Here is a 21,420-nt window from a genome sequence, read left to right on the forward strand (position 1 = left end):
CTGCTCAACACCGCCGGCGGCGCCACCTGGGTCTCGCTGCACCATGGCGGCGGGGTGGGCATGGGCTACTCCCAGCACGCCGGGGTGGTGATCGTCGCCGACGGCAGCGACGACGCCCACGCCCGCCTGGGCCGGGTGCTGCGCAACGACCCGGGCACCGGGGTGATGCGTCATGCCGATGCCGGCTACGAGATCGCCAAGCAGTGCGCCCGGGACAACGGCCTCGACCTGCCGATGCTGGGCAAGTGACGCCCATTTTTCACGCCACGGGCGCCGCTATCGGCGCCCCCCATCGGGAGAAAGACCATGCAACCCCTCAAAGGTGTGACCGTAATCGACCTGTCGCGCTTCCTGGCCGGTCCCTACTGCACCGCCATGCTGGCCGACCTGGGCGCCGAGGTGATCAAGATCGAAACGCCCCAGGGCGATGACAGCCGCCAGGTCGGGCCCTTTATCGATGGCGAGAGCGTCTACTTCTCGCTGCTCAACCGTGGCAAGTACAGCCTGACCCTGGATCTCAAGAGCGACGAAGGCAAGGAGCGCTTCCGCACCCTCTGCGCGAGTGCCGATGTGCTGGTGGAGAATTTCCGCCCTGGCGTGGCGGCACGGCTGGGGATCGACGAGGCGAGTCTGAAGGCGATCAACCCCGGCCTTATCTACTGCTCGATTTCCGGCTTCGGCCAACAGGGACCGCTGAGCGCCAAGCCGGCCTACGACATCATTGCCCAGGCGCTCTCCGGGATCATGTCGGTCACCGGCGAGGAGGGCGGGGCACCGACCCGGGTCGGTGAGTCCCTGGGGGACATCTGTGCCGGCCTCTTCGCCAGCTGGTCGATCTGCGCGGCGCTGTTCGGCCGCGAGCGCGACCCGGAGCGTCAAGGGAGCAGCCTGGATGTATCGATGCTCGACTGCCTCTTCTCCATGCAGGTCACCAACCTCTCCCAGTTTCTGGCCAGTGGCGCGGCCCCGGGCCCGGTGGGCAATCGCCATCCGTTATCGGCGCCCTTCGATAGCTTCCGGGCCCAGGATGGGCAGGTGATCATCGCCGTGGCCAACAATGCCCTCTTCTCCAGGCTGGCGGGCTGCATGGGCGAGCCCGGGCTGGCGGAAGACGAGGCCTTTTGCAGCGACGAGCGGCGCAACGCCAACCAGGCGGCCCTCAAGGCGCGTATCGAGGCCTGGGCCGGGCAGTACAGCGTCGAGGAGGTCTGTGCGCGCCTCGATGCGGCCGGCGTGCCCGCCTCGCCGATCTGGGATATCGCGCAGGCCGCGGCCTCTCCCCATGCCGCCGAACGGCAACTGCTGCCGCGCATCGGCGACCGGACGGGCTCGCCCCAGCCGGTGTTCTTCAACGGCCACAAGGCGTACAGCCAGCGTCCCGCCCCCGCCCTGGGCCAGCACAATGCACTGTTCGATGAGGTGACCTGCCATGAACTTTGATCTGACCGCCGATGCCATTGCCTTCCAGGATGCCGCCCATCGCGTATCCGCCGAGGTGCTCAAGGCCAACGCCAAGCGCTACGACGAGACCGGCGACTTCTGTCGCGAGAGCCTCGATGCCCTGGGGGAGCTGGGTTTCTGGGGCATGAACCTGCCCGACGCCTATGGCGGCTTCGACCCGGGCAGCATCGCCATGTCCCTGGCGGTGGAGGAGGTGGCCTATCACTGTGCCGCCACCTGCTCCTCGCTGACCGCTCACTTCCTGGCCACCGATTCGGTGCTGCTGGGGGGTACCGAACAGCAGAAGCAGGAGCTGTTGCCACTGTGTGCCAGCGGGGAGAAGCTCGGCGCCTTCGCCCTGACCGAGCCCGGCGCCGGCTCCAACCCGGCCGAGATGCGCACCAAGGCGGTGCGGCGTGAGGGGGGCTGGCATCTCACCGGCACCAAGCACTACATCACCAACGGCGCCTACGCCGATTTCCTGGTGGTCTATGCCAAGACCGACGAGAGTCAGGGCCACAAGGGCATCTCGGCCTTCCTGGTGGATCGCCATACCCCGGGTATCCAGTTCTCGAGTCCCGAGAAGACCCTGGGGCTGCGTGGCAGCCATATCTATGAGATCAGCTTCGACTGCCAGCTTTCCGAAGCCGCGCTGCTGGGCGATGAGGGGCAGGGTTTCGCCACCGCCATGGCGGTACTGGATCGCGGGCGCGTCGAGGTGGCGGCCATGAGCGTGGGTATCGCCCGTGCCGCCTATGACGACTCCCTGGCCTGGGCCCAAGAGCGGGTGGTGGCCGGCAAGCCGCTGTGCCGGCACCAGGGCATTCAGTGGATGCTGGCCGAGATGCACACCCAGCTGGAGGCGGCCAAGCTGGTCACCTACCAGGCGGCGGCGGCCCGGGACTCCGGCGGACGCTTCAGCCTGGAGTCGGCGGTGGCCAAGCTGTTCGCCTCCGAGGCGGCGGCCAAGATCACCGATAGCGCGGTGCAGGTGCATGGCGGCTACGGCTATATCTGTGACCTACCCATCGAGCGTTACTACCGGGATGCACGCATCACGCGCATCTTCGAGGGCACCTCGGAGATCCAGAAGATTATTATCGGCCGAGCCATCACCGCCTGAGCCCGATTGCCACAGGAGTCGAACGATGAAGATCCTCGTCGCGGTCAAACGTGTCATCGATTACAACGTCAAGATCCGCGTCAAGGCGGATCACTCCGACGTCGACCTCACCAACGTCAAGATGGCCATGAACCCCTTCTGCGAGATCGCCGTGGAAGAGGCGGTGCGCCTGAAGGAGCGCGGCATCGCCACCGAGGTGGTGGCCGTGACCATCGGCCCCAAGGCGGCCCAGGAGCAGCTGCGTACCGCCCTGGCCCTGGGCGCCGATCGCGCCATTCATGTGGAAACCGAGGCCCCCGTCGAGTCTCTGGCCGCCGCCAAGGTGCTGGCCAAGGTGGTCGAGGCCGAGCAGCCGGGACTCATGATCCTCGGCAAGCAGGCCATCGACAGCGACAACAACCAGGTGGGCCAGATGCTGGCGGCGCTCGCCGGCCTGCCCCAGGCCACCTTCGCCTCCGAGGTGATCATCGAGAACGGCAAGGCCCAGGTGACCCGCGAGGTCGATGGCGGCCTGCAGACCGTCGAACTGTCGCTTCCGGCCATCGTCACCACCGACCTGCGCCTGAATGAGCCCCGCTACGCCAAGCTGCCGGACATCATGAAGGCCAAGAAGAAGCCGCTCATCGTCACGACTCCGGCGGAGCTGGGGGTGGAGATCACGAGTGGCGTGACGCTGCTCAAGGTCGAGCCGCCGGCCGAGCGCCAGGCCGGTATCAAGGTGAGCTCCGTGGACGAACTGGTCGATAAACTCAAGAACGAAGCCAAAGTTCTTTGAAAACAGTGCTTTGAAAGGAGCCGATCCCATGAGCATTCTGATCCTGGCCGACCATCAGGATGGCCAACTGAGCAGCGCCACCGCCCAGGTGGTCGCCGCCGCCCAGCAGGTGCAAGCCAGCACCGGTGGCGAGATCCACGTCCTGGTGGCCGGTGAAGGTGTCGCCGCCGTGGCCGAGGCCGCCGCCAGGCTCGATGGTGTGGCCAAGGTGCGCGTCGCCGATCACGCCGTCTATGCCCACCAGTTGGCCGAGCCCCTGGGCGCGCTGATCCATAAGCTCGCATCCGACTACACCCATGTGCTGGCGGCCGCCTCCACCACCGGCAAGAACGTGCTGCCCCGGGTCGCCGCCCTCAAGGATGTCAGCCAGCTCTCCGAGATTATCAGTGTGGAGAGCGCCGACACCTTCAAGCGTCCCATCTATGCCGGTAACGCCATCGCCACCGTGAAGAGCGACGACGCCCTTAAGGTGATCACCGTGCGTGGTACCGCCTTCGACGCGGCCGCCGTCTCTTCACAAGGTCAGGGCAGCGCCTCCATCGAGGCGGTGGACTTCGTCGCCGACAACGCCCAGTCCATCTTTATCAAGGAAGAGCTGGCCCAGTCCGACCGCCCCGAGCTGGGCGCTGCCAAGGTGGTCGTCTCCGGGGGCCGCGGCATGGGCAACGGCGAGAACTTCAGGCTGCTCGACGGCATCGCCGACAAGCTGGGCGCGGCCATCGGCGCGTCGCGCGCCGCGGTGGACGCCGGCTTCGTGCCCAACGACATGCAGGTGGGTCAGACCGGCAAGATCGTCGCCCCGGACCTCTACATCGCCGTGGGCATCAGTGGCGCCATCCAGCACCTGGCGGGGATGAAGGACTCCAAGGTGATCGTCGCCATCAACAAGGACGAGGAGGCGCCGATCTTCCAGATCGCGGATTACGGATTAGTCGCCGATCTCTTCCAGGCTCTGCCGGAACTCGAGCAGCGGCTCGGCTGACCCTAAGCGAGGGAGAAGACCCAGTGGAACAGGTAGCACGCGATTCGATGGCATTCGATGTGGTGATCGTCGGCGCCGGCCCCTCGGGCCTGTCGGCGGCCTGCCGGCTGATGCAGCAGGCCAATGACGCCGGTCAGGAACTGACGGTCTGCGTGGTGGAGAAGGGCTCGGAGGTGGGCGCCCATATCCTCTCCGGGGCGGTCTTCGAGCCTCGCGCCCTGGCCGAGCTCTTCCCCGACTGGGAGGAGCGCGGCGCGCCCCTGACCACCCCGGCCACCCGTGACGAGGTCTACCTGCTCAAGGATGCCGAGAAGGCATTGAGGCTGCCCAATGCCCTGGTGCCCAAGTCGATGCATAACACCGGCGGCGACCTGACGAGTGGCGACTCCCGGCGCTATGTGATCAGCGCCGGCAACCTCTGCCGCTGGCTGGCCGAGCAGGCCGAGGGGCTGGGTGTGGAGATCTTCCCCGGCTTCGCCGCCCAGGAGGCGATCGTCGAGGACGGCGTGGTCAAGGGCATCCTGATCGGCGACATGGGCGTCGGCGCCGATGGCCAGCCCAAGGACGGCCATATGCCGGGCATGGAGCTGCGCGCCAAGTACACCCTCTTCGCCGAGGGCGCCCGGGGCCATATCGGCAAGCGCCTGATCCAGGAATATGACCTGGCGGCCGGTCGCGATCCCCAGCACTACGGCATCGGCTTGAAGGAGCTGTGGGACGTGCCCGCCGAACAGCACGAGCCCGGCCTGGTGCTGCACGGCTCCGGCTGGCCCCTGGACAAGTCCACCCATGGCGGTTGGTTCCTCTATCACGCCGAGAACCACCAGGTGGTGGTCGGCCTGATCATGGACCTCTCCTACCAGAATCCCTGGCTCTCGCCCTTCGACGAGTTCCAGCGCATGAAGCACCACCCGGTGCTGGCCAAGCACCTCTCCGGCGGCAAGCGGGTCGCCTACGGTGCCCGGGCCATCACCAAGGGCGGCCTCAACTGCCTGCCGAAGATGACCTTCCCCGGGGGCCTCTTGATCGGTTGCGACGCCGGCACCCTCAACTTCGCCAAGATCAAGGGGTTGCACACCGCCATGAAGTCGGGCCTGGTGGCCGCCGAGGCGGTCTTCGAGGCCATCAACAATCGTGACGCACGAGCCAAGGGCGACGAGGGCGGCCAGGAGCTCACCGCCTTCACCGAGAAATGGGAAGCCAGCTGGGCCTACGCCGAGCTCAAGGAATCCGCCAGCTTCGGTCCGGCGATCCACAAGTACGGTACCGTCGGCGGCGGCGCCTACAACGTCGTCAACCAGCTGCTCGGCGGCAAGCTGCCCAATGTCCACGACACCAGCGCGGACCACGCCCAGCTCAAGCCGGCCGGCGAGTTCGAGAAGATCGACTACCCCAAGCCGGACGGCAAGCTCTCCTTCGACAAGCTCTCCTCGGTGTTCCTGTCGAACACCAACCACGAGGAGGATCAGCCCTGTCACCTGCGGCTGACCGATGCGGAGCTGCCGATCCGCGACAACCTGCCCGAATACGCGGAGCCCGCCCAGCGCTACTGCCCGGCGGGGGTCTATGAAGTGGTCGAGGACGACGCCGGCCAGCCGCAGTTCCAGATCAACTTCCAGAACTGCGTGCACTGCAAGACCTGCGATATCAAGGAACCGGCCCAGAACATCACCTGGGTGGCGCCGGAAGGCGGCGGCGGGCCCAACTACCCGAACATGTAAGGCCATTGTCTTTACGAGCGTTGAAGCGCCCGGGCGTCCGTTTATGCCAGTATGGCTAGATACATAGATAGATAACCTTGCCAGGGACTCGGCGCGACGCGGGGGAAAGGCGCATGGGAGAGCCGAGTGATCGGTATCCGTTGCGAGCAGACGCCGTCTATCGTCGCCTCTTCGAGGCCGCGGCGGATGCCCAGTTTCTGGTGGCGGTGGAGGGGGAGGGCTTTCGCTACCTCCGGGTCAACGAGGCCCTGATCCAGGGCAGTGGCATTGCCCGCTCGGCGATAGAGGGCCACACCCCTACCGAGGCGCTACCCGAGGCCCTGGCGCCCCTAATCGAGGAGCAGTACCGGCTCTGCCGGCTGGCGCGCCAGACTCGCCTCTTCGAACAGCAGTTTCCGCTTCCCGGGGGGCTGCGTTGCTGGCAGACCCGCCTGACGCCCTTGCTCGACGAGCGGGGTCGGGTGGCGCTGATCCTGGGCTGTGCCCGGGATATCACGCCGCTGCGCGATTTCACCCAGACCCTGGTGTCGGTGGCCGATACCCTGCCGGGCTTTATCTACCAGCTGCGTCGTGATGTCGACGGCCATTGGTCTTACCCCTACGTGGGCAAGCGGGTCGCCGAGATGTTCGGCGTCAGCGTCGCCGAGGCGGAGGCCGATGCGGAGGCGCTGATTGGCTTGATCCACCCGGACGACCGAGAGCGGGTGATCCGCGAGAGTCTGGAGTGCGCCGAGCGCCTGGCGCCCTGGCATAGCGAGTTTCGCATGTATCACCGGGATGGTCGGCTATTGTGGCTGGAGGCCAACGATATCGCCCAGCGGCTCGAGGATGGCAGCCTGGTGTGGACTGGCTATGTCAATGACATCACCGCCCAGAAGCGGCTCGAGGAGCGCAATGCGGTCAATGACCGACGCTTCCAGCTGCTGGTGGAGAACGCCAACGACATCATCTACTCCCTGACCCGGGAGGGACGCCTGGACTATGTCTCCCCCAACTGGACCGAGATGCTGGGGCTCGACGCCGAGGCGGCCCTGGGGCGGCCGCTGAGCGAGTTCATCCACCCCGAGGATCGTCCCGGGCTGGAGGCCTTCCTCCACGAGCTCTTTCACACCGGCACCAAGCAGCAGGGGGTGGAGTATCGCATGCGTCACGCCGATGGGAACTGGCGCTGGCACACCTCCAATGCTTCGCCGATGTTCGACGAGGATGGCAACCTGGCCACCTGCATGGGCATCGCCCGGGATATCACCGAGCGCCGGGCCATGGAGGAGAAGATTCGCCATATGGCCCAGCATGACCCCCTCACCGGGTTGCCCAACCGGGCGCTGTTCTTCTCCCACCTGGACAAGGCCATTCGCCTGGCCCTGCGCCAGGGCCAGCCCCTGGCACTGATGTTTATTGACCTGGACAAGTTCAAGCCGGTCAATGACACCCATGGCCATGGGGTCGGCGATCGCCTGTTGATTGCCGTGGCGCGGCGCATGGAGGCGCGGCTGCGAGCCTCGGACGTGATCGGGCGCATCGGCGGCGACGAGTTCGTGGTGCTGCTGCCGCTGATCCGCGATCGGGACGACGCTCACGGGGTGGCCGAGGCGCTCTGCGCGGCCCTGCGTGAGCCCTTCGCGGTGGATCACCTGACCCTTGGCGTCTCCGCCAGTATCGGCCTGGCCCTGTGCCCGGATCATGCCGAGGAGAGCCAGGCCCTGGCTCACTACGCCGACCAGGCCATGTACCTGGCCAAGGAGCGGGGTCGCGACCGGGTGGTGGTCTATGGGGAAGGGCGCCGCCGCCGCTGAGTCGCCTCAGGGCGCCGCCTCTTCGCGATGCGAGGCGCGGTGGGGCGGGCGGCGTCGCCATAGCCACTTCTCCAGCTCCACCACCAGGAAGATGCCCAGGCTGGCGGCGAGGATTACCGCCCAGTGAACCAGGCCCAGGGCGTCGCTGCCGAACACCAGTTGCATCGGCGGCAGGTAGGTCCAGGCCAGTTGCAGGGCGGCCACCAGGCCGATGGCCAGCCACACCGGGCGGCTGCCGAAGAGGCCCTGCCAGGAGAGGGCGCTGGCGGTGAGGAAGCGGCTATTGATCAGGTAGGCGGCGCTGCCCATCACCAGCATGTTGACCGCCCCGGCCCGGGCCAGCGCCTCGCCGCCCCCCTGGCCATGCAGGATCCAGGCGAAAACGCCGAAGACCCCGGCCAGCAGCAGCAGCGAGACGAACACCACCCGCCATAGCAGGAAGAGATCGAGCAGCGGCGCCTGTGGGTCCCGGGGCGGGCGGGCCATAAGGTTCGGCTCGGCCCGCTCGAAGGCCAGCGCCAGGCCCAGGGTCACCGCCACCACCATGTTCACCCAGAGCGCCTGGAGGGGCGTGACCGGCAACCGGCTGCCGGCCAGCACCGCCAGCAGGATGGCCAGCCCCTGGCCGCCATTGGTGGGTAGCAGGAAGGTGATGGTCTTGCGGATATTGTCGTAGACCTTGCGTCCCTCCTCGATGGCGGCGGCGATGGTGGCGAAGTTGTCGTCCGCCAGCACCATCTCGGCGGCCTCCTTGGCCGCCTCGGTGCCCTGGATGCCCATGGCCACCCCCACGTCGGCGCGCTTCAGGGCCGGGCCGTCGTTGACGCCATCGCCGGTCATGGCGCAGATGCCGCCCCGGGCCTGCATTGCCTGGACCAGGCGCAGCTTGTGTTCCGGCGCGGCCCGGGCGAAGACATCCACCTCGAGGATCACTTGCTCCAGCTCGGCATCCGACATGGCTTCCACCTCGCGGCCGGTGAGGGCGCGCTCGGTATGGGCGAAGCCCAGCTCCCGGGCGATGGCCAGGGCGGTCACCGCATGGTCGCCGGTGACCATCACCGGGCGAATGCCCGCCGCCAGACACTGGGCCACCGCGGCGATCGCCTCCTCCCGGGGCGGGTCGAGCAGGCCCACCAGTCCCAGCAGCACCAGGCCCTCCTCGGCGTGCTCGTCGCCGAGCTCATCGATGCCGGGTACGGCTTTCTCGGCCAGGGCGAGCACCCGCAGGCCCCGGGAGGAGAGAGCATGGATGCGCGCCTCCCAGGCCTCGGTGCCCAGCGGCGCCTCGCCGCCGTCCGGGGTGCGTTCGAGATGACACATCTCCAGCAGACGATCCGGGGCGCCCTTGACCAGCAGGCGCGGCTCACCCTCCAGCTCATGCAGGGTGGCCATGTACTTGCGTTCGGACTCGAAGGGAATGGCATCCTGGCGGCCGTGGTCGCCGCGCAGCTCGCCGGCGGTGAGCCCCGCCTTGGCGGCGGCCACCACCAGGGCGCCCTCGGTGGGGTCGCCATGAATCTGCCACTGGCCCTCGACCTCGGCCAGCTCGGCGTCGTTGCACAGTACTCCCACCTTGAGAAAGTGCAGGAGGGCGGGGTCGGTATCGGGGCTCACCGCCTGGGGGTGGCCCTGGGCATCCAGAACCTGGAAGTCACCCCGGGGGGCAAAGCCGATGCCCTCGATGCGGTACTCCCCCTCGGGGAGCCAGATCGCCTGGGCGGTCATCTCGTTGCGGGTCAGGGTGCCGGTCTTGTCGGAGAAGATGGTGGAGATGGCGCCCAGGGTCTCCACCGCCGGCAGGCGGCGAATGATGGCGCGCCGCCGCGCCATGCTCTGCACCCCCAGCGCCAGGGTGATGGTGACCACCGCGGGCAGCCCCTCGGGAATCGCCGCCACCGCCAGGCCCACCGCCGCCATAAACATCTCGCCCAGGGGCTGGCCATGAACCAGGACGCCGAAGGCGGCGGTGAGGCCGGCGGCCATCAGGATCACCAGGGCCAGCACCCGGCCGGCCCGGTCGAGCTGTTGCAGCAGTGGCGTCTTGAGCTTGTCCACCTCCCGCAGCAGCTCGGAGATGCGCCCCAGCTCGGTCTGGGCCGCGGTGGCCACCACCAGCCCCAGGCCGGTGCCCTGTACCACCAGGGTGCCGGCGAAGGCCATGCTGGTGCGGTCGCCCAGCTCGGCGTCGGTCGCCACCGGCGAGAGGGTCTTGTCCACCGCCGTGGATTCGCCGGTCAGCGCCGCTTCCTGGGTGCGTAGCCGCTTGGTCTCCAAGAGGCGCAGGTCGGCGGGCACCCGGTCGCCGCTCTCCACCCACACCAGATCCCCGGGCACCAGCTCTCGGGCATCCAGGGTCTGTCGGCGCCCATCACGTACCACTCGGGCCTGGGGCGAGAGCATCTGGCGGATGCTCTCCAGGGCCTGCTCCGCCTTACCCTCCTGGATAAAGCCGATCAGGGCGATGATCACCACCACCCCGAGGATCGCCGCCGCGTCCAGGCGATGGCCCAGCATCAGGCTGGCCAGGGCCGCCACCAGCAGGATGCCCATCAGCAGGTTGTTGAACTGGGCCAGCAGCCGCCGCCAGGCGGGGCGAGGCTTGGCCTGGCGCAGGTGGTTGGGGCCATGTTCGTCCAGGCGCCGGGCGGCCTCCGCGCCGCTCAGGCCTGCTTCGGGGGTGTCGAGATGTGCCAAGGCCTCCGTGGCCTCCAGGGCGTGCCATGGTGTGTCGGGGTCGTGCATACCGGTTCTCTCCTTGCCGGTGGGCCGGATGACAGGTGTAGCATAGCCCTTGCTGCAACGCAGTGATCCCGGTCAAGGGATCACGGCAAGAGTGAACGAGGGGCGCTGTTAGCCCCGGACCGTAAAGCCCATCACGACAACCCTATGACCCGGTCAAGGTCGGGGACAGCCGCAACGCGCCATGGCACACTGGCGCGCCGACCCCAAGGAGAGCCAAGAGATGGACGAGCGAGCCTGTCCCTGCGGCAGCGGCGCCGCCTATGCGGATTGCTGTGGCCCCTATCACGCCGGGGCGCCGGCGCCGACCCCGGAGGCCTTGATGCGCTCTCGCTATAGCGCCTTCGCCCTGAACCTGACCGACTATTTGCTGGCCAGCTGGCACGCCTCGACCCGGCCCGCCACCCTGGCCGCGGATGACCAGACCCGCTGGATACGCCTGGAGGTGCTGGATAGCGAGGCCCAGGGCGAGCAGGGACGGGTGCACTTTCGCGCCACCTTCCGGGAGGGGCGGCGCTGGGCGGTACTGGAGGAGAGATCCCGTTTCCTGCGCGAGGGCGAGCACTGGTTCTACTGCGATGGCCAGACGTCCTGGCAACGCCTCAAGCCGGGTCGCAATGACCCCTGCCTTTGCGGCAGCGGGCGCAAGTTCAAGGCCTGCTGCGGGGCGGCTTGAAACGCGGGGCGGTCCTCAACGCTTCTGTGCCAGGCGCCCCAGGGTCTCCTTCAGCTCAGCCAGTAGCGAGCGAGTCAGCTCCACCCCGTGACGCACCTTGCCCGCCGAACCGGAAGAGCGCTCGGCCAGTTGGCGCACCTCCTGGGCCACCACCGCGAAGCCACGGCCGGCCTCTCCGGCCCGAGCCGCCTCGATGGCGGCATTGAGCGAGAGCAGGTTGGTTTGGCTGGCGATGCCATCGATCGATTCCACCAGAGCGCTGATACGCTGGCTCGCCTCGTCCACCCGGGTCATCTTTTCGTCCATCTCGGCGCGCAGGGCCACCTCGTCGGTGACGTCCCGGAAGAAGGCGGTGTAGTGGGTCTCGCCCCCTAGCTTGACCTTGGAGAGGGTGACGCTACCCCAGCGGGTCTCGCCATCCTTGCGGGGAATGGGCACCTCTCGGGTGAAGCCGACGATCTTGTTCTCGCCCCCCTCCCGGTTGGCATTGACGTAGTCATCGTGGCGGGGGCGAATCGCCGCCGGCACCAGCATCTTGACATTTTGTCCGAGCACTTCGTCCCGGGCATAGCCCCACAGGCGTTCCGCCGCCCCATTGAAGAAGGTGACCCGGTTGTGGTGGTCGATGGTGACCACCGCGTCGAGTGCCTGCTCCAGGGTTTGATTGAGCCGCTCCCTGAGCTCCTGTTGAGCCCCGATGTCCTTGGCGAAGGCCGTGTAGCAGGTTTCACCATCGACCTCCACCTGGGAGATGGAGAGATTGACCCAGCGGGGCTCGCCATTGCGGTGCTGCATCTGCACATCGCGGCTGCTGCCGACGATGCGATTCTGGCCGCCGTGACGGTGACGCTGGATAAACCCATCGTGTTGATGCCGATAGGCCTCCGGCACCAGCCGCTTGACGTTCTCTCCCAGCACTTCCTCCCGGCGATAGCCCCACAGGCGCTCGGCGGCGGCATTGAAAAAGCGAATGCGATTGTCGGCGTCGATGGTGACCACCGCATCCAGGGCTTGCTCCAGGGCCTGTTCCGCGTGATTCACCGCCGGGGCTTCCAGGGGGCGTACCGTGACCAGGCGTCCCTCGGCGTGGCGTCCCAGGGTCACGCCGGCCAGAAAGGGCGTACCCCGACCATCCACTCCCTCCAGGCGCTGCTCCTGATCCAGGAGCGCCGGGTTCAGCTCGGGGAAGAGGGTGCGACATGGGGTTCCGCGCAGGGGCTCATCGCCCCAGAGCCGCTGGGCGGCGCCAATGCTGGTAAGGATCTCGCCGTGGTGATCCACCAGCAGGGCCGCGACCGGCAGGGCATGGAAAAGCGCCTCATAGCGCCCGTCTTGGGTGCAATCCGGGGCCTCGGGGGCGGCGGGGAAGAAGGACACAGTGAGTCGCTGAAGCAGGGATGGCATCGACACTCTCGCACCAGGGAAGTTGGCTCGAGCATAGCGATGCAAAAGTTGTACATCAAATATAATTTGAATAGGTTTCTGCCGGGCGGCCGCCTGACGGTGGCGCAACCGCCGTTAGATCCTGCTGGCGGCGGCCAGCAGTAGGGCCACCACCCCTAGGCTGACGCCGAAGGCGGGCCAGGGCATTAGCCAGGCCTCGGCGCGGCGCAGCCGGCGGTGCCAGTCCCGTGCCATCCGCTGCAGCCCCTGGTGCCGGGCACGCTGGCGCACTTTCTGGCGGACTCCTGTGACCCTTAGCCAGGCATGAAGGGGCCTTGCCGCCAGCAGCCCGGCGCCCAGGGCGAGGGCCAGAAGCCAGGGCAGCCCCAGGGTCAGCAGCACCGATAGTCCCTCGGCCGGCAGTGCCATCGGGGCCGGGGCCAGCCACCAGGGCAGCAGGGCGGCCAGGGCGCCGAGCCCGGCCAGCCCAGCCAGCAGCCAGGGGGCGTCGGGCGCCGGTTCTGGCGCATTCTGCTGCCGGTGCAACAGCAGGAAGAGCCGCAGCATCAGCAGGGCGCTGCCGACACCGCTCAGGGTGGCGAGGCCGCCGGGCAGGCCGCCGGCGACGAGGCTTTCGGTCAGGCCCTGCTTGAGGAGCAGGCCGCCGCTGGGCGGGAGCCCGGCCAGGGTCAGGGCGGGCAGCAGCAGCGCCGCCAGCACCAGGCGCCGGCTGGCGGGGCTGGCGTTCCCGGCGATACCGGCCCCGGTGAAGAGGGCCGCCTTGGCCAGGGCATGGGTGGCAACCAGCAGCAGCAGGGCGGGTCGGGCCGCCTCGACGCCCTGCATCAGTAGCCCCAGCAGGGTGGCCATCAACCCCAGCTGGCTGACGCTGGACCAGGCCAGCAGCCGCTTGGGGGAGGCGCTGAGCAGGCCCCGTAGCACCCCGTAGCCGGCCCCGGCCAGGCCCAGGGCCACCAGGGCGACGGCCAGGGGGGGCGCCGCCTCGGCGCCGGGCAGCAGGCGCAGCGCTCCCAGCACTCCCACCTTGACGATCAGCCCCGAGAGCACGGCGCTGGCCAGCGGCGGGGCCGCCGGGTGGGCCAGGGGCAGCCAGGCGTGGAGGCCGGGCAGCCCCGCCTTGAGGGCAAGCCCCAGGGTCAGGGCGGCGAGGGTGGTCGGCGACAGCCCGGCCTTGGCCAGGGCGTCGAAGCGCAGCGAGGGCGCCTCCTGCCAGGCCAGAACCAGGCCCACCAGCAGCGCCAGCTCGGCCAGCAGCATCATCGCCAGGTAGCCCGCGGCGGCCCGTCGCGAGGCGAGGCGCCCATCGAGCCGCACCAGGGCCCAGCCCGCCAGGCTCAGCAGGGTCACCCCCACCAGAAAGCTCAGCAGGTCGTCGGCCAGCAGCGCCAGCAGATGGGCCGCCGCGGCGGTGGCCAGCAGGGGCACGAGCCCTCGGGGCGAGGCGGTGGCCAGTGGCCACCGCCAGGCCGCCAGGAGCGCCAGGGGCCAGATCACCATGGCCGCCAGCGCGAGCGTCCGGGCCTCGTCGGCGAGGGTGAGGCGCGGCAGCGGTGAGGCAGGCAGCCCCGCCAGGGCAACGAGCCCCACCACCCAGGCCAGCAGGGCCAGGGTCAGGGCCGCGGCCAGGGTAACGCCGCAGGGAGAGTGAGTGGGGGCTTGGGTATCGGCCGGCTCGATCGGTCGCAGGGCCAGCTCGGCGAGACGCCAGAGCCAGGCGGCGGTAAGCAGGGTGCCCAGCAGCAGTAGGGCGGCGAGCCCGAGTCGCTGGCTGGCAAGGCTCGCCTCGAGCAGCCACCACTTGGCCACGAAGCCGCCGCCGGGGGGCAGCCCCACCAGGCCGAGTCCGGCGAGTGCGATGATGCCCCATGCCAGGGGGGCGTGCCGGGCACCGCCGGCGAGCCCCGATAGGCGGTCATGGCCATGGGCCCGGTACAGGGCGCCGGCGGCGAGAAAGAGCGCTCCCTTGGCCAGGCCATGGGCCACCAGCAGCAGCACCGCCCCCCGGGCCGCCGGGCCATGCCAGCTGCCGCCGGCGAGGGTCGGCAGCAGTAGGGCATAGCCGCTCTGGGAGAGGGTCGACCAGGCGATCACCAACTTCAGGCGCCGCTGCAGCATCGCCTGGAGGCCGCCCCAGATCAACGCCGTGGCGCCCAGCAGCGCCAGGGCCGGACGCAGGCTGCCATCGAGCCGCGCCAGGGGCCCCAGCCAGAGCCGCCACAGCACCATCAGCGCCGCGGCCACCACGGCGCCGGAGAGCAGGGCGCTGACCGGCGCCCGGGCCCGGGAGTGAGCCGCCGGCAACCAGAGGTGCAGGGGCACTAGGGCCGCCTTGATGGCGAGCCCCAGGGTCAGGGTCACCGCCGCCAGTTGGGATGCCGGGGTGGTGGTCAAGGCCTCGCTCAGCAGCACCAGGTCGAGGTGGCCGGTCTGGCCGTAGAGCAGGGCCACGCCGAGCAGGTAGAGCAGGGAGCCGAGCAGGGAGGCGAGCAGGTAGCGTAGGGCCGCCCGATGGCCGGGATCCTCCTTGCTGCGGGCCACCAGGCCCACGGCGGCCAGGCTCATCAGCTCCAGCACCACATAGAGGTTGAAGAGATCCCGGGAGAGCAGCAGGGCGTTGAGGGAGGCCCATAGCAGCCACCAGAGGCTCCACAGGAAGCGGTCGTCGCGGCTTTCGGGGTCGGCCAGTTGGGCGAGGCTGGCCAGACCCATCAGCAGGGCGGTCATGCCCAGCAGAGCGGCGGCGGGCGGGTCGAGCCACCAGGCGATGCCCAGGGGAGGCGCCCAGCCGCCCACCGGCAGCATTAGAGGCAGGCCCGAGCTGCCCGCCAGGAGCCCCAAGGCACCGGCGACGATGCCGGCCAGGGCGAGGGCGACCTGGGTGCGGGGGGCGGCCAGGCCCAGGAAGGCGGCCAGGGCCAGCCCCAGGGGCAGCAGCAGGGCGCCGGGTAGCCACCAGGCGACGAGGCTCAAGGCTCTTTCCCGTCGCCGGGCGGTTCCGTGGCACGAAGTATCAGCGCCAGGGCCGCGGCGGTGGTGCTGACCGCCACCACGATGCCGGTGAGCACCATGGCGTGGGGCACCGGGTCGAGGCCCGCCTCGGTGCGGGCCAGGGTCACCAGCAACAGGAAGAGCGCGCTGGCCAGCACATTGAGCGCCAGGATGCGCCGCAGCAGGGTGCGGGCCCGGAACAGCCCGACCAGCGAGAGGCCAGCCAGGAGCGCGGCAAGCAGGGGAAAGAGCCCGCTCATCGTCCCGGCTCTCCGAAGAGGTAGCAGGCCATCAGCATCAGGGCGATGGAGAGGGCAATCGCCACCTCCACGGCGAGGATCGCCAGGCCGGCGATGGCCAGGGGAATGGCGAAGAAGGTGCCGGTGAGCAGCAGGCCACCGAGGGCCAGGCCCAGGAAGAGCACCAGGCCCGCGGCCAGCAGCAGGCGCAGCAAAGGCTGATGCTCGGGGCGCTGCATCCAGGGCACGCCATCGGCCAGCAGCAGCAGGATGCCGCCGGCGCCCAGCACGGCGCCGGCGGGGAAGGCGCCTCCTGGGGCATGGCTGCCCCGCCATAGCAGGTAGGCCGGCACCATCAGAAAGAGCGGATGCAGCAGCCGGGTCAGGGCGGGCAACCCCGGCAGGGCCGTGACCGGGGCATAGGGCCGCAGCTCGGGGCCCAGCGACCAGACCAGCCAGACGGCGCCGAGCATCACCGCCACCTCCAGCAGGGTATCGAGGGCGCGCAGATTGAGCAGTACCGCGGTGACCGGATGGCGCACGCCGCTCTCCGGCAGGGCCGCGGTCACCTCGGCGGCGAGCCCGGGCCGGGGCAGCTGCCAGGCTACCCAAACCAGCCAGAGGCTCAGCAGCAGGACACTGCCCAGGGCCAGGGCCACCGGAGGGCGCTGCCAGGCCCGCAGGAGACGCCGTGGTGTCGGGCCATCGGGCAGGCGCCCCAGCGCCGCCAGCAGCAGGGCGCCAGTGACCCCGGCGCCGATGGCGGCCTCGGCCAGGGCGATGTCCAGGGCCTCGAGTCGTACCCAGGCCAGGGCCATCATCAGGCCGAAGGCCATGAAGTGCACCACGGCGGCGAAGGGTTGGGGGTGGAAGAGGGCCTGCCAGGCCAGCCACAGCAGGCCGGCCCCCAGCAGCAGGTCGAAGCCGATGACGAAGGCGCTCACGAATCCCGCGACCCCCGCCGCGCCCCCCGCCGCGCCCCCCGCCGCGACCCCCGCCGCGTCACGGGACGCAGCCCCCGGGCGAGGGCGGTGGAGGCGATCAGGGTGGCGCCGATGCTCGAGGCCACCAGCACCAGCCCCCAGACCAGCAACAGCTTGAGGGCCGCCGAGAGGCTGGCCGCCTGACAGGCCAGCCCCAGGCAGAGCAGGCCGAGCCCCAGGTTGTCGGCCTTGGTCAGGGCGTGTAGCCGCGCATAGGCATCGGGAAAGCGCCATAGCCCCAGGGCGCCGGTCAGGAAGAAGCCCACCCCGGCGGCGATCAGCCAGGGGGCGATCAAGGCGAGTCCCTCAGTCACCCTCGGCCTCCTCCGGACGGCGCTGCGCCTCGTGCAGTCGTGTCCAGGTGCGGGTCACGAAGGTGGCGATGGCTACCGCGGCCAGCAGCGCGAAGAGCAGGGCGACATCCCCCAGGGCCGGCTGGTCGAGGAAGGCACCGAGCAGCAGCAGGATGGCGATGGCCAGGGTGCTGAGCTGTTCGGCCCCCAGCATCCGGTCGGCCCCGCTGGGGCCACGCCAGATCCGCCACAGGCCGACGCCCGCGCAACTCAGTAGCAGCATGACGGCAAGGGGGAGCGGCATCAGTCGAGTTCCTTCTCGGTGACATGGAGGCGGGCGATGCGCCGCTCCAGGGTTGCCAGGTGGCGGGGCGTCGCCGGGGTCAGGTGCAGCACATGCACCACCAGTCTATCGGGCGCCAGGCGCACTGTCAGGGTGCCCGGGATCAGGTTGATCAGGCTGGCCATGAACAGGCGCCCCGGCCCCTCCGGCAGGCAGTGCCAGGGGTGGTCGATCAGCGCGGTGTTGAGGGTCAGGCGAGGCCGGCAGGCGAGCAGGGCCACCTGCACGCCGCCGCGCAGGGCCAGCCAGAGTGCCAGGGGGCAGAAGGCCAGGAAGGCCAGGAAGGCCAGGGGGCGCAGTCGCGACAGGCCACTGCGGGGCATGGTCAGGGCGGTGACCAGGATCACCGGCACCCCCCAGGCCCAGGCGTTGCCACCGGCGAGCGCCCACCAAAGCAGCGCGAGCCCCGCCAGGCGCAGGGGCGAGAGCCGAGTTGCGGCCCAGGCGACGTTGCTCATGATGCCCCCCAGTGCCGGGCGCAGCGGTCACCCCGGGGGGCGAGGGGTCGAGGCGGGGGTGGGGGCATCCCTGTCTCCACGGCTGAGATTGTCCCCTAGGTGTAACACACTCCTTGCTGCGTTGCAGCGCCCCCGCCAGAAGGCTTAGAGGATCATGGCGGCGACCCAGCCGAAGGCGATCAGCGGGATGTTGTAGTGCAGGAAGGTGGGCACCACGCTGTCCCAGATATGGTCGTGCTGGCCGTCGGCGTTCAAGCCGGCGGTGGGGCCGAGCGTCGAGTCGGAGGCCGGCGAGCCGGCATCACCCAGGGCCGCGGCGGTGCCGACCAGGGCCACGGTGGCCAGCGGCGAGAAGCCGAAGCTCAGCGCCAGGGGCACATAGAGGGAGGCGATGATGGGAATGGTCGAGAAGGAAGAACCAATGCCCATGGTGATAAAGAGTCCCACCAGCAGCATGATCAGCGCCGCCAGCCCCTTGTTGTTGCCGATCAGCTCGGTGGAGCCCTCCACCAGGCCCTGCACCTCGCCGCTGGCCTGCATCACGCTGGCGAAGCCCGCCGCCGCGATCATGATGAAGCCGACCAGGGCCATCATGCGCATGCCCTCGGTGAAGATGCCGTCCTGCTCGTGCCAGTGGAAGACGCCGCTCAGCGACAGCAGGGCGAAGCCGAAGATGCCCCCCAGCACCATGGAGCCGGTCAGCAGCTGCACCGCCACCGTGCCGACCAGGGCGATCCCCAGGACCGCCTTCTGCCAGCCGGCCAGGTGACGGGCCGCCTGGGCCGGGGTCTCGTCACCGTGGGCCAGGTCGCGGTCCTCGTAGTCGCGGCCCTTGCGGTAACTGAACAGCACCGCCACCGCCAGCCCCAGCGCCATGCCGCCGATGGGAATGACCATGGCCAGGGGGACCATCTGGCGAGTGACTTCCAGCCCCAGCTCGGCGCCGCTCTCGTTGAGATTGGCGAGCAGGATATCGTTGAGGAAGATGGCGCCGAAGCCCACCGGCAGCAGCATATAGGGCGCGGTGATGCCGAAGGTGATCACGCAGGCGGCCAGGCGCCGGTCGAGGCGCAGGTGGTTCATCAGCTTGAGCAGCGGCGGCACCAGCACCGGGATAAAGGCGATATGCACCGGGATCAGGTTCTGCGAGCTGACCGCCGCGGCCAGCAGTGCCGCCAGCAGGGTATAGGTGACCAGGCGGCGATTGTCGCTGGGGGTGTCCAGGTTGAGCCCGGCGATGGCCCGGTTGGCCAGCAGCTCGGTGACCCCCGAGCGGGACAGGGCCACGGCGAAGGCCCCCAGTACCGCATAGGAGAGGGCGATGGTGGCGCCGTTGCCGAGGCCGTCATTGAAGGCGTCGAGGATCTCCCCGATGGGCATGCCCGCATAGAGGCCCCCCACCAGGGTGGCGACGATCAGGGCGAAGACCACGGAGACCCGAGCCAGACTCAGGCCGACCATCACCAGGATGGCGAGAACGATAGCATTCATGGGTAGCTCTTATCGTTGGAAACGAATGCACTGACGCCCCCGCGGCCGGCGCCGTGGGGGCACGGAGATGCCGGGCGGCTCAGTGGCAGCTGGGCAGCATACCGGCGGGTACCAGGGGGCTCAAGGCGCGGCTGGCCAGCAGCTCGGTGGCGGCCTCGATATCCGGGGCGAAGAAGCGGTCCTTGTCGTAGTGGCCGACGCGTTCGCGCAGGGTGGTACGGGCCCCTTCCAGGGACTCGGAGGTGGTCAGGCGCCGGCCATCGGCGTCGGTCCGCAGGTCCAGCCCCTGGCAGGCGGCCAGCCACTCGATGGCGAGGATGCCACGTACGTTGGCGGCCATCTCCCAGAGGCGCTTGCCGGCGGCCGGGGCCATGGAGACATGGTCCTCCTGGTTGGCGGAGGTGGGCAGGCTGTCGACGCTATGCGGGTGGGCCAGGGCCTTGTTCTCGCTGGCTAAGGCAGCCGCCGTGACTTGCGCGATCATAAAGCCGGAATTGACCCCGCCTTTCTCCACCAGGAAGGGCGGCAACTGGGACATGTGCTTGTCCATCATCAGCGAGATGCGCCGCTCGGTGAGGGAGCCGATCTCGGCGATGGCCAGCGCCAGGTTGTCCGCGGCCATGGCCACCGGCTCGGCGTGGAAGTTGCCGCCGGAGATGATGTCGTCCTCTTCGGCGAACACCAGCGGGTTGTCGGAGACCGCATTGAGCTCCACGGCCAGCACCTCGGCGGCCTGGCGCAGCTGGGTCAGGGCGGCGCCCATCACCTGAGGCTGGCAGCGCAGGGAGTAGGGGTCCTGCACCCGGTCGCACTGGGCGTGGGAGTCGCCGATGGCACTGCGTTCCCCGAGCAGGTGGCGGTAGGCGGCGGCGGCATCGATCTGGCCCTGCTGGCCGCGGACCTCGTGAATCCGCGCATCGAAGGGCGAACGGGAGCCGAGGGTCGCCTCCACGGTGAGGGCGCCGCAGACGGTGGCGGCGGCATGCAGGTCTTCCGCCTCGAAGAGGCCGCGCAGGGCGTAGGCGGTGGAGACCTGGGTGCCGTTGAGTAGCGCCAGGCCCTCCTTGGGCGCGAGGTTCAGGGGCTCGAGGCCGGCCACCGCCAGGGCTTCCCGGGCGGGGAGCCATTCGCCCCGGTAACGGGCCTTGCCCTCGCCGAGCAGCACCACGCTCATATGGGCCAGCGGGGCCAGGTCGCCGGAGGCGCCCACCGAGCCCTTGAGGGGAATATGCGGGTAGACCTCGGCGTTGATCAGTGCCACCAGGGCATCGAGTACCTCGCGGCGGATGCCGGAGAAGCCTCGGGCCAGGCTGTTGACCTTGAGCACCATGATCAGGCGGACCAGGGCATCCTCCATGGGCTCGCCGACCCCGGTGGAGTGGGACAGCACCAGGGAGCGCTGCAGGTCCTCCAGCTCGTCGCTGGCGATGCGGGTCTGGGCCAGCAGGCCGAAACCGGTGTTGATACCGTAGACGGTGCGGTTCTCGGCGACGACGCGATTGACGCAGTCGACACTGCGCTGGATGGCGGCATCGGCGCTGGCCGGCAGGCTGACCGACAGCGGCGCCTCATAGACCTGGCGGGCCTGGGCCAGGGTCATCTTGCCGGGGTGAATCTCGAGATGGGTCATAATATGGCTCTCCTGAGAGGATACGGCGAGGGCGATGCGCGCCGAGGCTTGTTCCCGGATCAGCGCATCGCCGAATTCGAGTCAGGGCGCTTACTTATCCAGCATCGGCAGGTCGAGGCCGTTGTCCCGGGCGCACTGCTTGGCGATCTCGTAGCCGGCGTCGGCGTGGCGCATCACCCCGGTACCCGGGTCGTTGCGCAGCACCCGGCCCAGGCGGGCGTGGGCGTCATCGCTGCCGTCGGCGACGATCACCACCCCGGCATGCTGGGAGTAGCCCATGCCCACCCCGCCGCCATGGTGCAGCGAGACCCAGGTGGCGCCGCCGGCGGTGTTGAGCAG

At 69.3% G+C, this 21,420-nt stretch carries 17 protein-coding genes and 2 pseudogenes; 8 read left to right on the forward strand and 11 right to left on the reverse strand.

Translation table 11 applies throughout. The features are described from left to right. From IHD13_RS17105 to IHD13_RS17135, 7 genes and pseudogenes are all read left to right on the forward strand, one after another. Positions 1–249, forward strand: a pseudogene (locus IHD13_RS17105) (urocanate hydratase); the annotation flags it as partial. A 57-nt stretch (positions 250–306) separates the two neighbouring features. Further along, positions 307–1,440 carry a CaiB/BaiF CoA transferase family protein gene (locus tag IHD13_RS17110; protein ID WP_195862250.1) on the forward strand — a complete coding sequence of 378 codons (1,134 nt, stop codon included), beginning with the start codon at positions 307–309 and terminating at the stop codon, positions 1,438–1,440. Then, complete coding sequence (locus IHD13_RS17115; RefSeq protein ID WP_195862251.1) at positions 1,430–2,563, forward strand: acyl-CoA dehydrogenase family protein; 1,134 nt, start codon at positions 1,430–1,432, stop codon at positions 2,561–2,563. Before IHD13_RS17110 ends, IHD13_RS17115 begins: the two co-directional genes overlap by 11 nt. A gap of 25 nt (positions 2,564–2,588) precedes the next feature. Further along, complete coding sequence (locus tag IHD13_RS17120; protein ID WP_195862252.1) at positions 2,589–3,338, forward strand: electron transfer flavoprotein subunit beta/FixA family protein; 750 nt, start codon at positions 2,589–2,591, stop codon at positions 3,336–3,338. Positions 3,339–3,366: 28 nt separating this feature from the next. Beyond that, a complete protein-coding gene (locus IHD13_RS17125) occupies positions 3,367–4,320 on the forward strand; it encodes an electron transfer flavoprotein subunit alpha/FixB family protein (protein WP_195862253.1) in 954 nt (317 codons plus the stop codon). Between the two features lie 23 nt (positions 4,321–4,343). After that, positions 4,344–6,041 carry an electron transfer flavoprotein-ubiquinone oxidoreductase gene (locus IHD13_RS17130; protein ID WP_195862254.1) on the forward strand — a complete coding sequence of 566 codons (1,698 nt, stop codon included), beginning with the start codon at positions 4,344–4,346 and terminating at the stop codon, positions 6,039–6,041. A gap of 113 nt (positions 6,042–6,154) precedes the next feature. Continuing rightward, positions 6,155–7,837 (forward strand): diguanylate cyclase domain-containing protein, encoded by a 1,683-nt coding sequence (locus IHD13_RS17135; RefSeq protein ID WP_195862255.1) that lies wholly within the window; start codon positions 6,155–6,157, stop codon positions 7,835–7,837. 6 nt (positions 7,838–7,843) lie between these two features. Here the strand turns inward: IHD13_RS17135 and IHD13_RS17140 are convergent, their stop codons facing one another. Further along, positions 7,844–10,579 (reverse strand): cation-translocating P-type ATPase, encoded by a 2,736-nt coding sequence (locus IHD13_RS17140; protein WP_195862256.1) that lies wholly within the window; start codon positions 10,577–10,579, stop codon positions 7,844–7,846. 220 nt (positions 10,580–10,799) lie between these two features. Here IHD13_RS17140 and IHD13_RS17145 point away from each other — a divergent pair, with 220 nt between their 5' ends. Then, complete coding sequence (locus IHD13_RS17145; protein ID WP_195862257.1) at positions 10,800–11,252, forward strand: YchJ family protein; 453 nt, start codon at positions 10,800–10,802, stop codon at positions 11,250–11,252. A gap of 15 nt (positions 11,253–11,267) precedes the next feature. Here the strand turns inward: IHD13_RS17145 and IHD13_RS17150 are convergent, their stop codons facing one another. The 10 genes and pseudogenes from IHD13_RS17150 to IHD13_RS17195 all read right to left on the reverse strand — a co-directional run. After that, a complete protein-coding gene (locus IHD13_RS17150; protein WP_195862258.1) occupies positions 11,268–12,656 on the reverse strand; it encodes a PAS domain S-box protein in 1,389 nt (462 codons plus the stop codon). 114 nt (positions 12,657–12,770) lie between these two features. Continuing rightward, the gene (locus tag IHD13_RS17155; RefSeq protein ID WP_195862259.1) at positions 12,771–15,626 is read right to left on the reverse strand and encodes a proton-conducting transporter transmembrane domain-containing protein; all 2,856 of its coding nucleotides are present in this window, start codon (positions 15,624–15,626) and stop codon (positions 12,771–12,773) included. After that, positions 15,623–15,904 carry an NADH-quinone oxidoreductase subunit K gene (locus IHD13_RS17160; protein ID WP_195862260.1) on the reverse strand — a complete coding sequence of 94 codons (282 nt, stop codon included), beginning with the start codon at positions 15,902–15,904 and terminating at the stop codon, positions 15,623–15,625. Before IHD13_RS17160 ends, IHD13_RS17155 begins: the two co-directional genes overlap by 4 nt. After that, complete coding sequence (locus IHD13_RS17165) at positions 15,901–16,827, reverse strand: hydrogenase subunit MbhD domain-containing protein (protein WP_195862261.1); 927 nt, start codon at positions 16,825–16,827, stop codon at positions 15,901–15,903. Before IHD13_RS17165 ends, IHD13_RS17160 begins: the two co-directional genes overlap by 4 nt. After that, positions 16,824–17,180 carry a monovalent cation/H(+) antiporter subunit G gene (mnhG, locus tag IHD13_RS17170; protein ID WP_195862262.1) on the reverse strand — a complete coding sequence of 119 codons (357 nt, stop codon included), beginning with the start codon at positions 17,178–17,180 and terminating at the stop codon, positions 16,824–16,826. The genes IHD13_RS17165 and mnhG overlap by 4 nt, the downstream gene beginning before the upstream one ends. After that, the gene (locus tag IHD13_RS17175) at positions 17,173–17,463 is read right to left on the reverse strand and encodes a monovalent cation/H+ antiporter complex subunit F (protein WP_195862263.1); all 291 of its coding nucleotides are present in this window, start codon (positions 17,461–17,463) and stop codon (positions 17,173–17,175) included. Before IHD13_RS17175 ends, mnhG begins: the two co-directional genes overlap by 8 nt. Further along, positions 17,463–17,960: a Na+/H+ antiporter subunit E gene (locus IHD13_RS17180; protein WP_195862264.1), complete on the reverse strand. Its 498-nt coding sequence runs from the start codon at positions 17,958–17,960 to the stop codon at positions 17,463–17,465. Before IHD13_RS17180 ends, IHD13_RS17175 begins: the two co-directional genes overlap by 1 nt. 144 nt (positions 17,961–18,104) lie before the next feature. Then, positions 18,105–19,451, reverse strand: a complete 1,347-nt coding sequence (locus IHD13_RS17185) for a Na+/H+ antiporter family protein (RefSeq protein WP_195862265.1) — start codon at positions 19,449–19,451, stop codon at positions 18,105–18,107. 79 nt (positions 19,452–19,530) lie between these two features. Continuing rightward, positions 19,531–21,081, reverse strand: a complete 1,551-nt coding sequence (gene hutH / locus IHD13_RS17190) for a histidine ammonia-lyase (protein WP_195862266.1) — start codon at positions 21,079–21,081, stop codon at positions 19,531–19,533. Positions 21,082–21,171: 90 nt separating this feature from the next. Next, a pseudogene (locus IHD13_RS17195) lies at positions 21,172–21,420 on the reverse strand (urocanate hydratase); the annotation flags it as partial.

This window comes from Halomonas sp. 328 (genome assembly GCF_015645095.1).
GTDB lineage: Bacteria > Pseudomonadota > Gammaproteobacteria > Pseudomonadales > Halomonadaceae > Bisbaumannia.

What these genes read in the sequence shown, in the direction of transcription:
- IHD13_RS17110 (WP_195862250.1), top strand. Translation starts at nt 307, where the DNA reads ATGCAACCCCTCAAAGGTGTGACCGTAATCGACCTGTCGCGCTTCCTG.
- IHD13_RS17115 (WP_195862251.1), top strand. Translation starts at nt 1,430, where the DNA reads ATGAACTTTGATCTGACCGCCGATGCCATTGCCTTCCAGGATGCCGCC.
- IHD13_RS17120 (WP_195862252.1), top strand. Translation starts at nt 2,589, where the DNA reads ATGAAGATCCTCGTCGCGGTCAAACGTGTCATCGATTACAACGTCAAG.
- IHD13_RS17125 (WP_195862253.1), top strand. Translation starts at nt 3,367, where the DNA reads ATGAGCATTCTGATCCTGGCCGACCATCAGGATGGCCAACTGAGCAGC.
- IHD13_RS17135 (WP_195862255.1), top strand. Translation starts at nt 6,155, where the DNA reads ATGGGAGAGCCGAGTGATCGGTATCCGTTGCGAGCAGACGCCGTCTAT.
- IHD13_RS17140 (WP_195862256.1), bottom strand. Translation starts at nt 10,579, where the DNA reads ATGCACGACCCCGACACACCATGGCACGCCCTGGAGGCCACGGAGGCC.
- IHD13_RS17145 (WP_195862257.1), top strand. Translation starts at nt 10,800, where the DNA reads ATGGACGAGCGAGCCTGTCCCTGCGGCAGCGGCGCCGCCTATGCGGAT.
- IHD13_RS17150 (WP_195862258.1), bottom strand. Translation starts at nt 12,656, where the DNA reads ATGCCATCCCTGCTTCAGCGACTCACTGTGTCCTTCTTCCCCGCCGCC.
- IHD13_RS17160 (WP_195862260.1), bottom strand. Translation starts at nt 15,904, where the DNA reads ATGAGCGGGCTCTTTCCCCTGCTTGCCGCGCTCCTGGCTGGCCTCTCG.
- IHD13_RS17175 (WP_195862263.1), bottom strand. Translation starts at nt 17,463, where the DNA reads ATGCCGCTCCCCCTTGCCGTCATGCTGCTACTGAGTTGCGCGGGCGTC.
- IHD13_RS17180 (WP_195862264.1), bottom strand. Translation starts at nt 17,960, where the DNA reads ATGAGCAACGTCGCCTGGGCCGCAACTCGGCTCTCGCCCCTGCGCCTG.
- IHD13_RS17185 (WP_195862265.1), bottom strand. Translation starts at nt 19,451, where the DNA reads ATGAATGCTATCGTTCTCGCCATCCTGGTGATGGTCGGCCTGAGTCTG.
- hutH (WP_195862266.1), bottom strand. Translation starts at nt 21,081, where the DNA reads ATGACCCATCTCGAGATTCACCCCGGCAAGATGACCCTGGCCCAGGCC.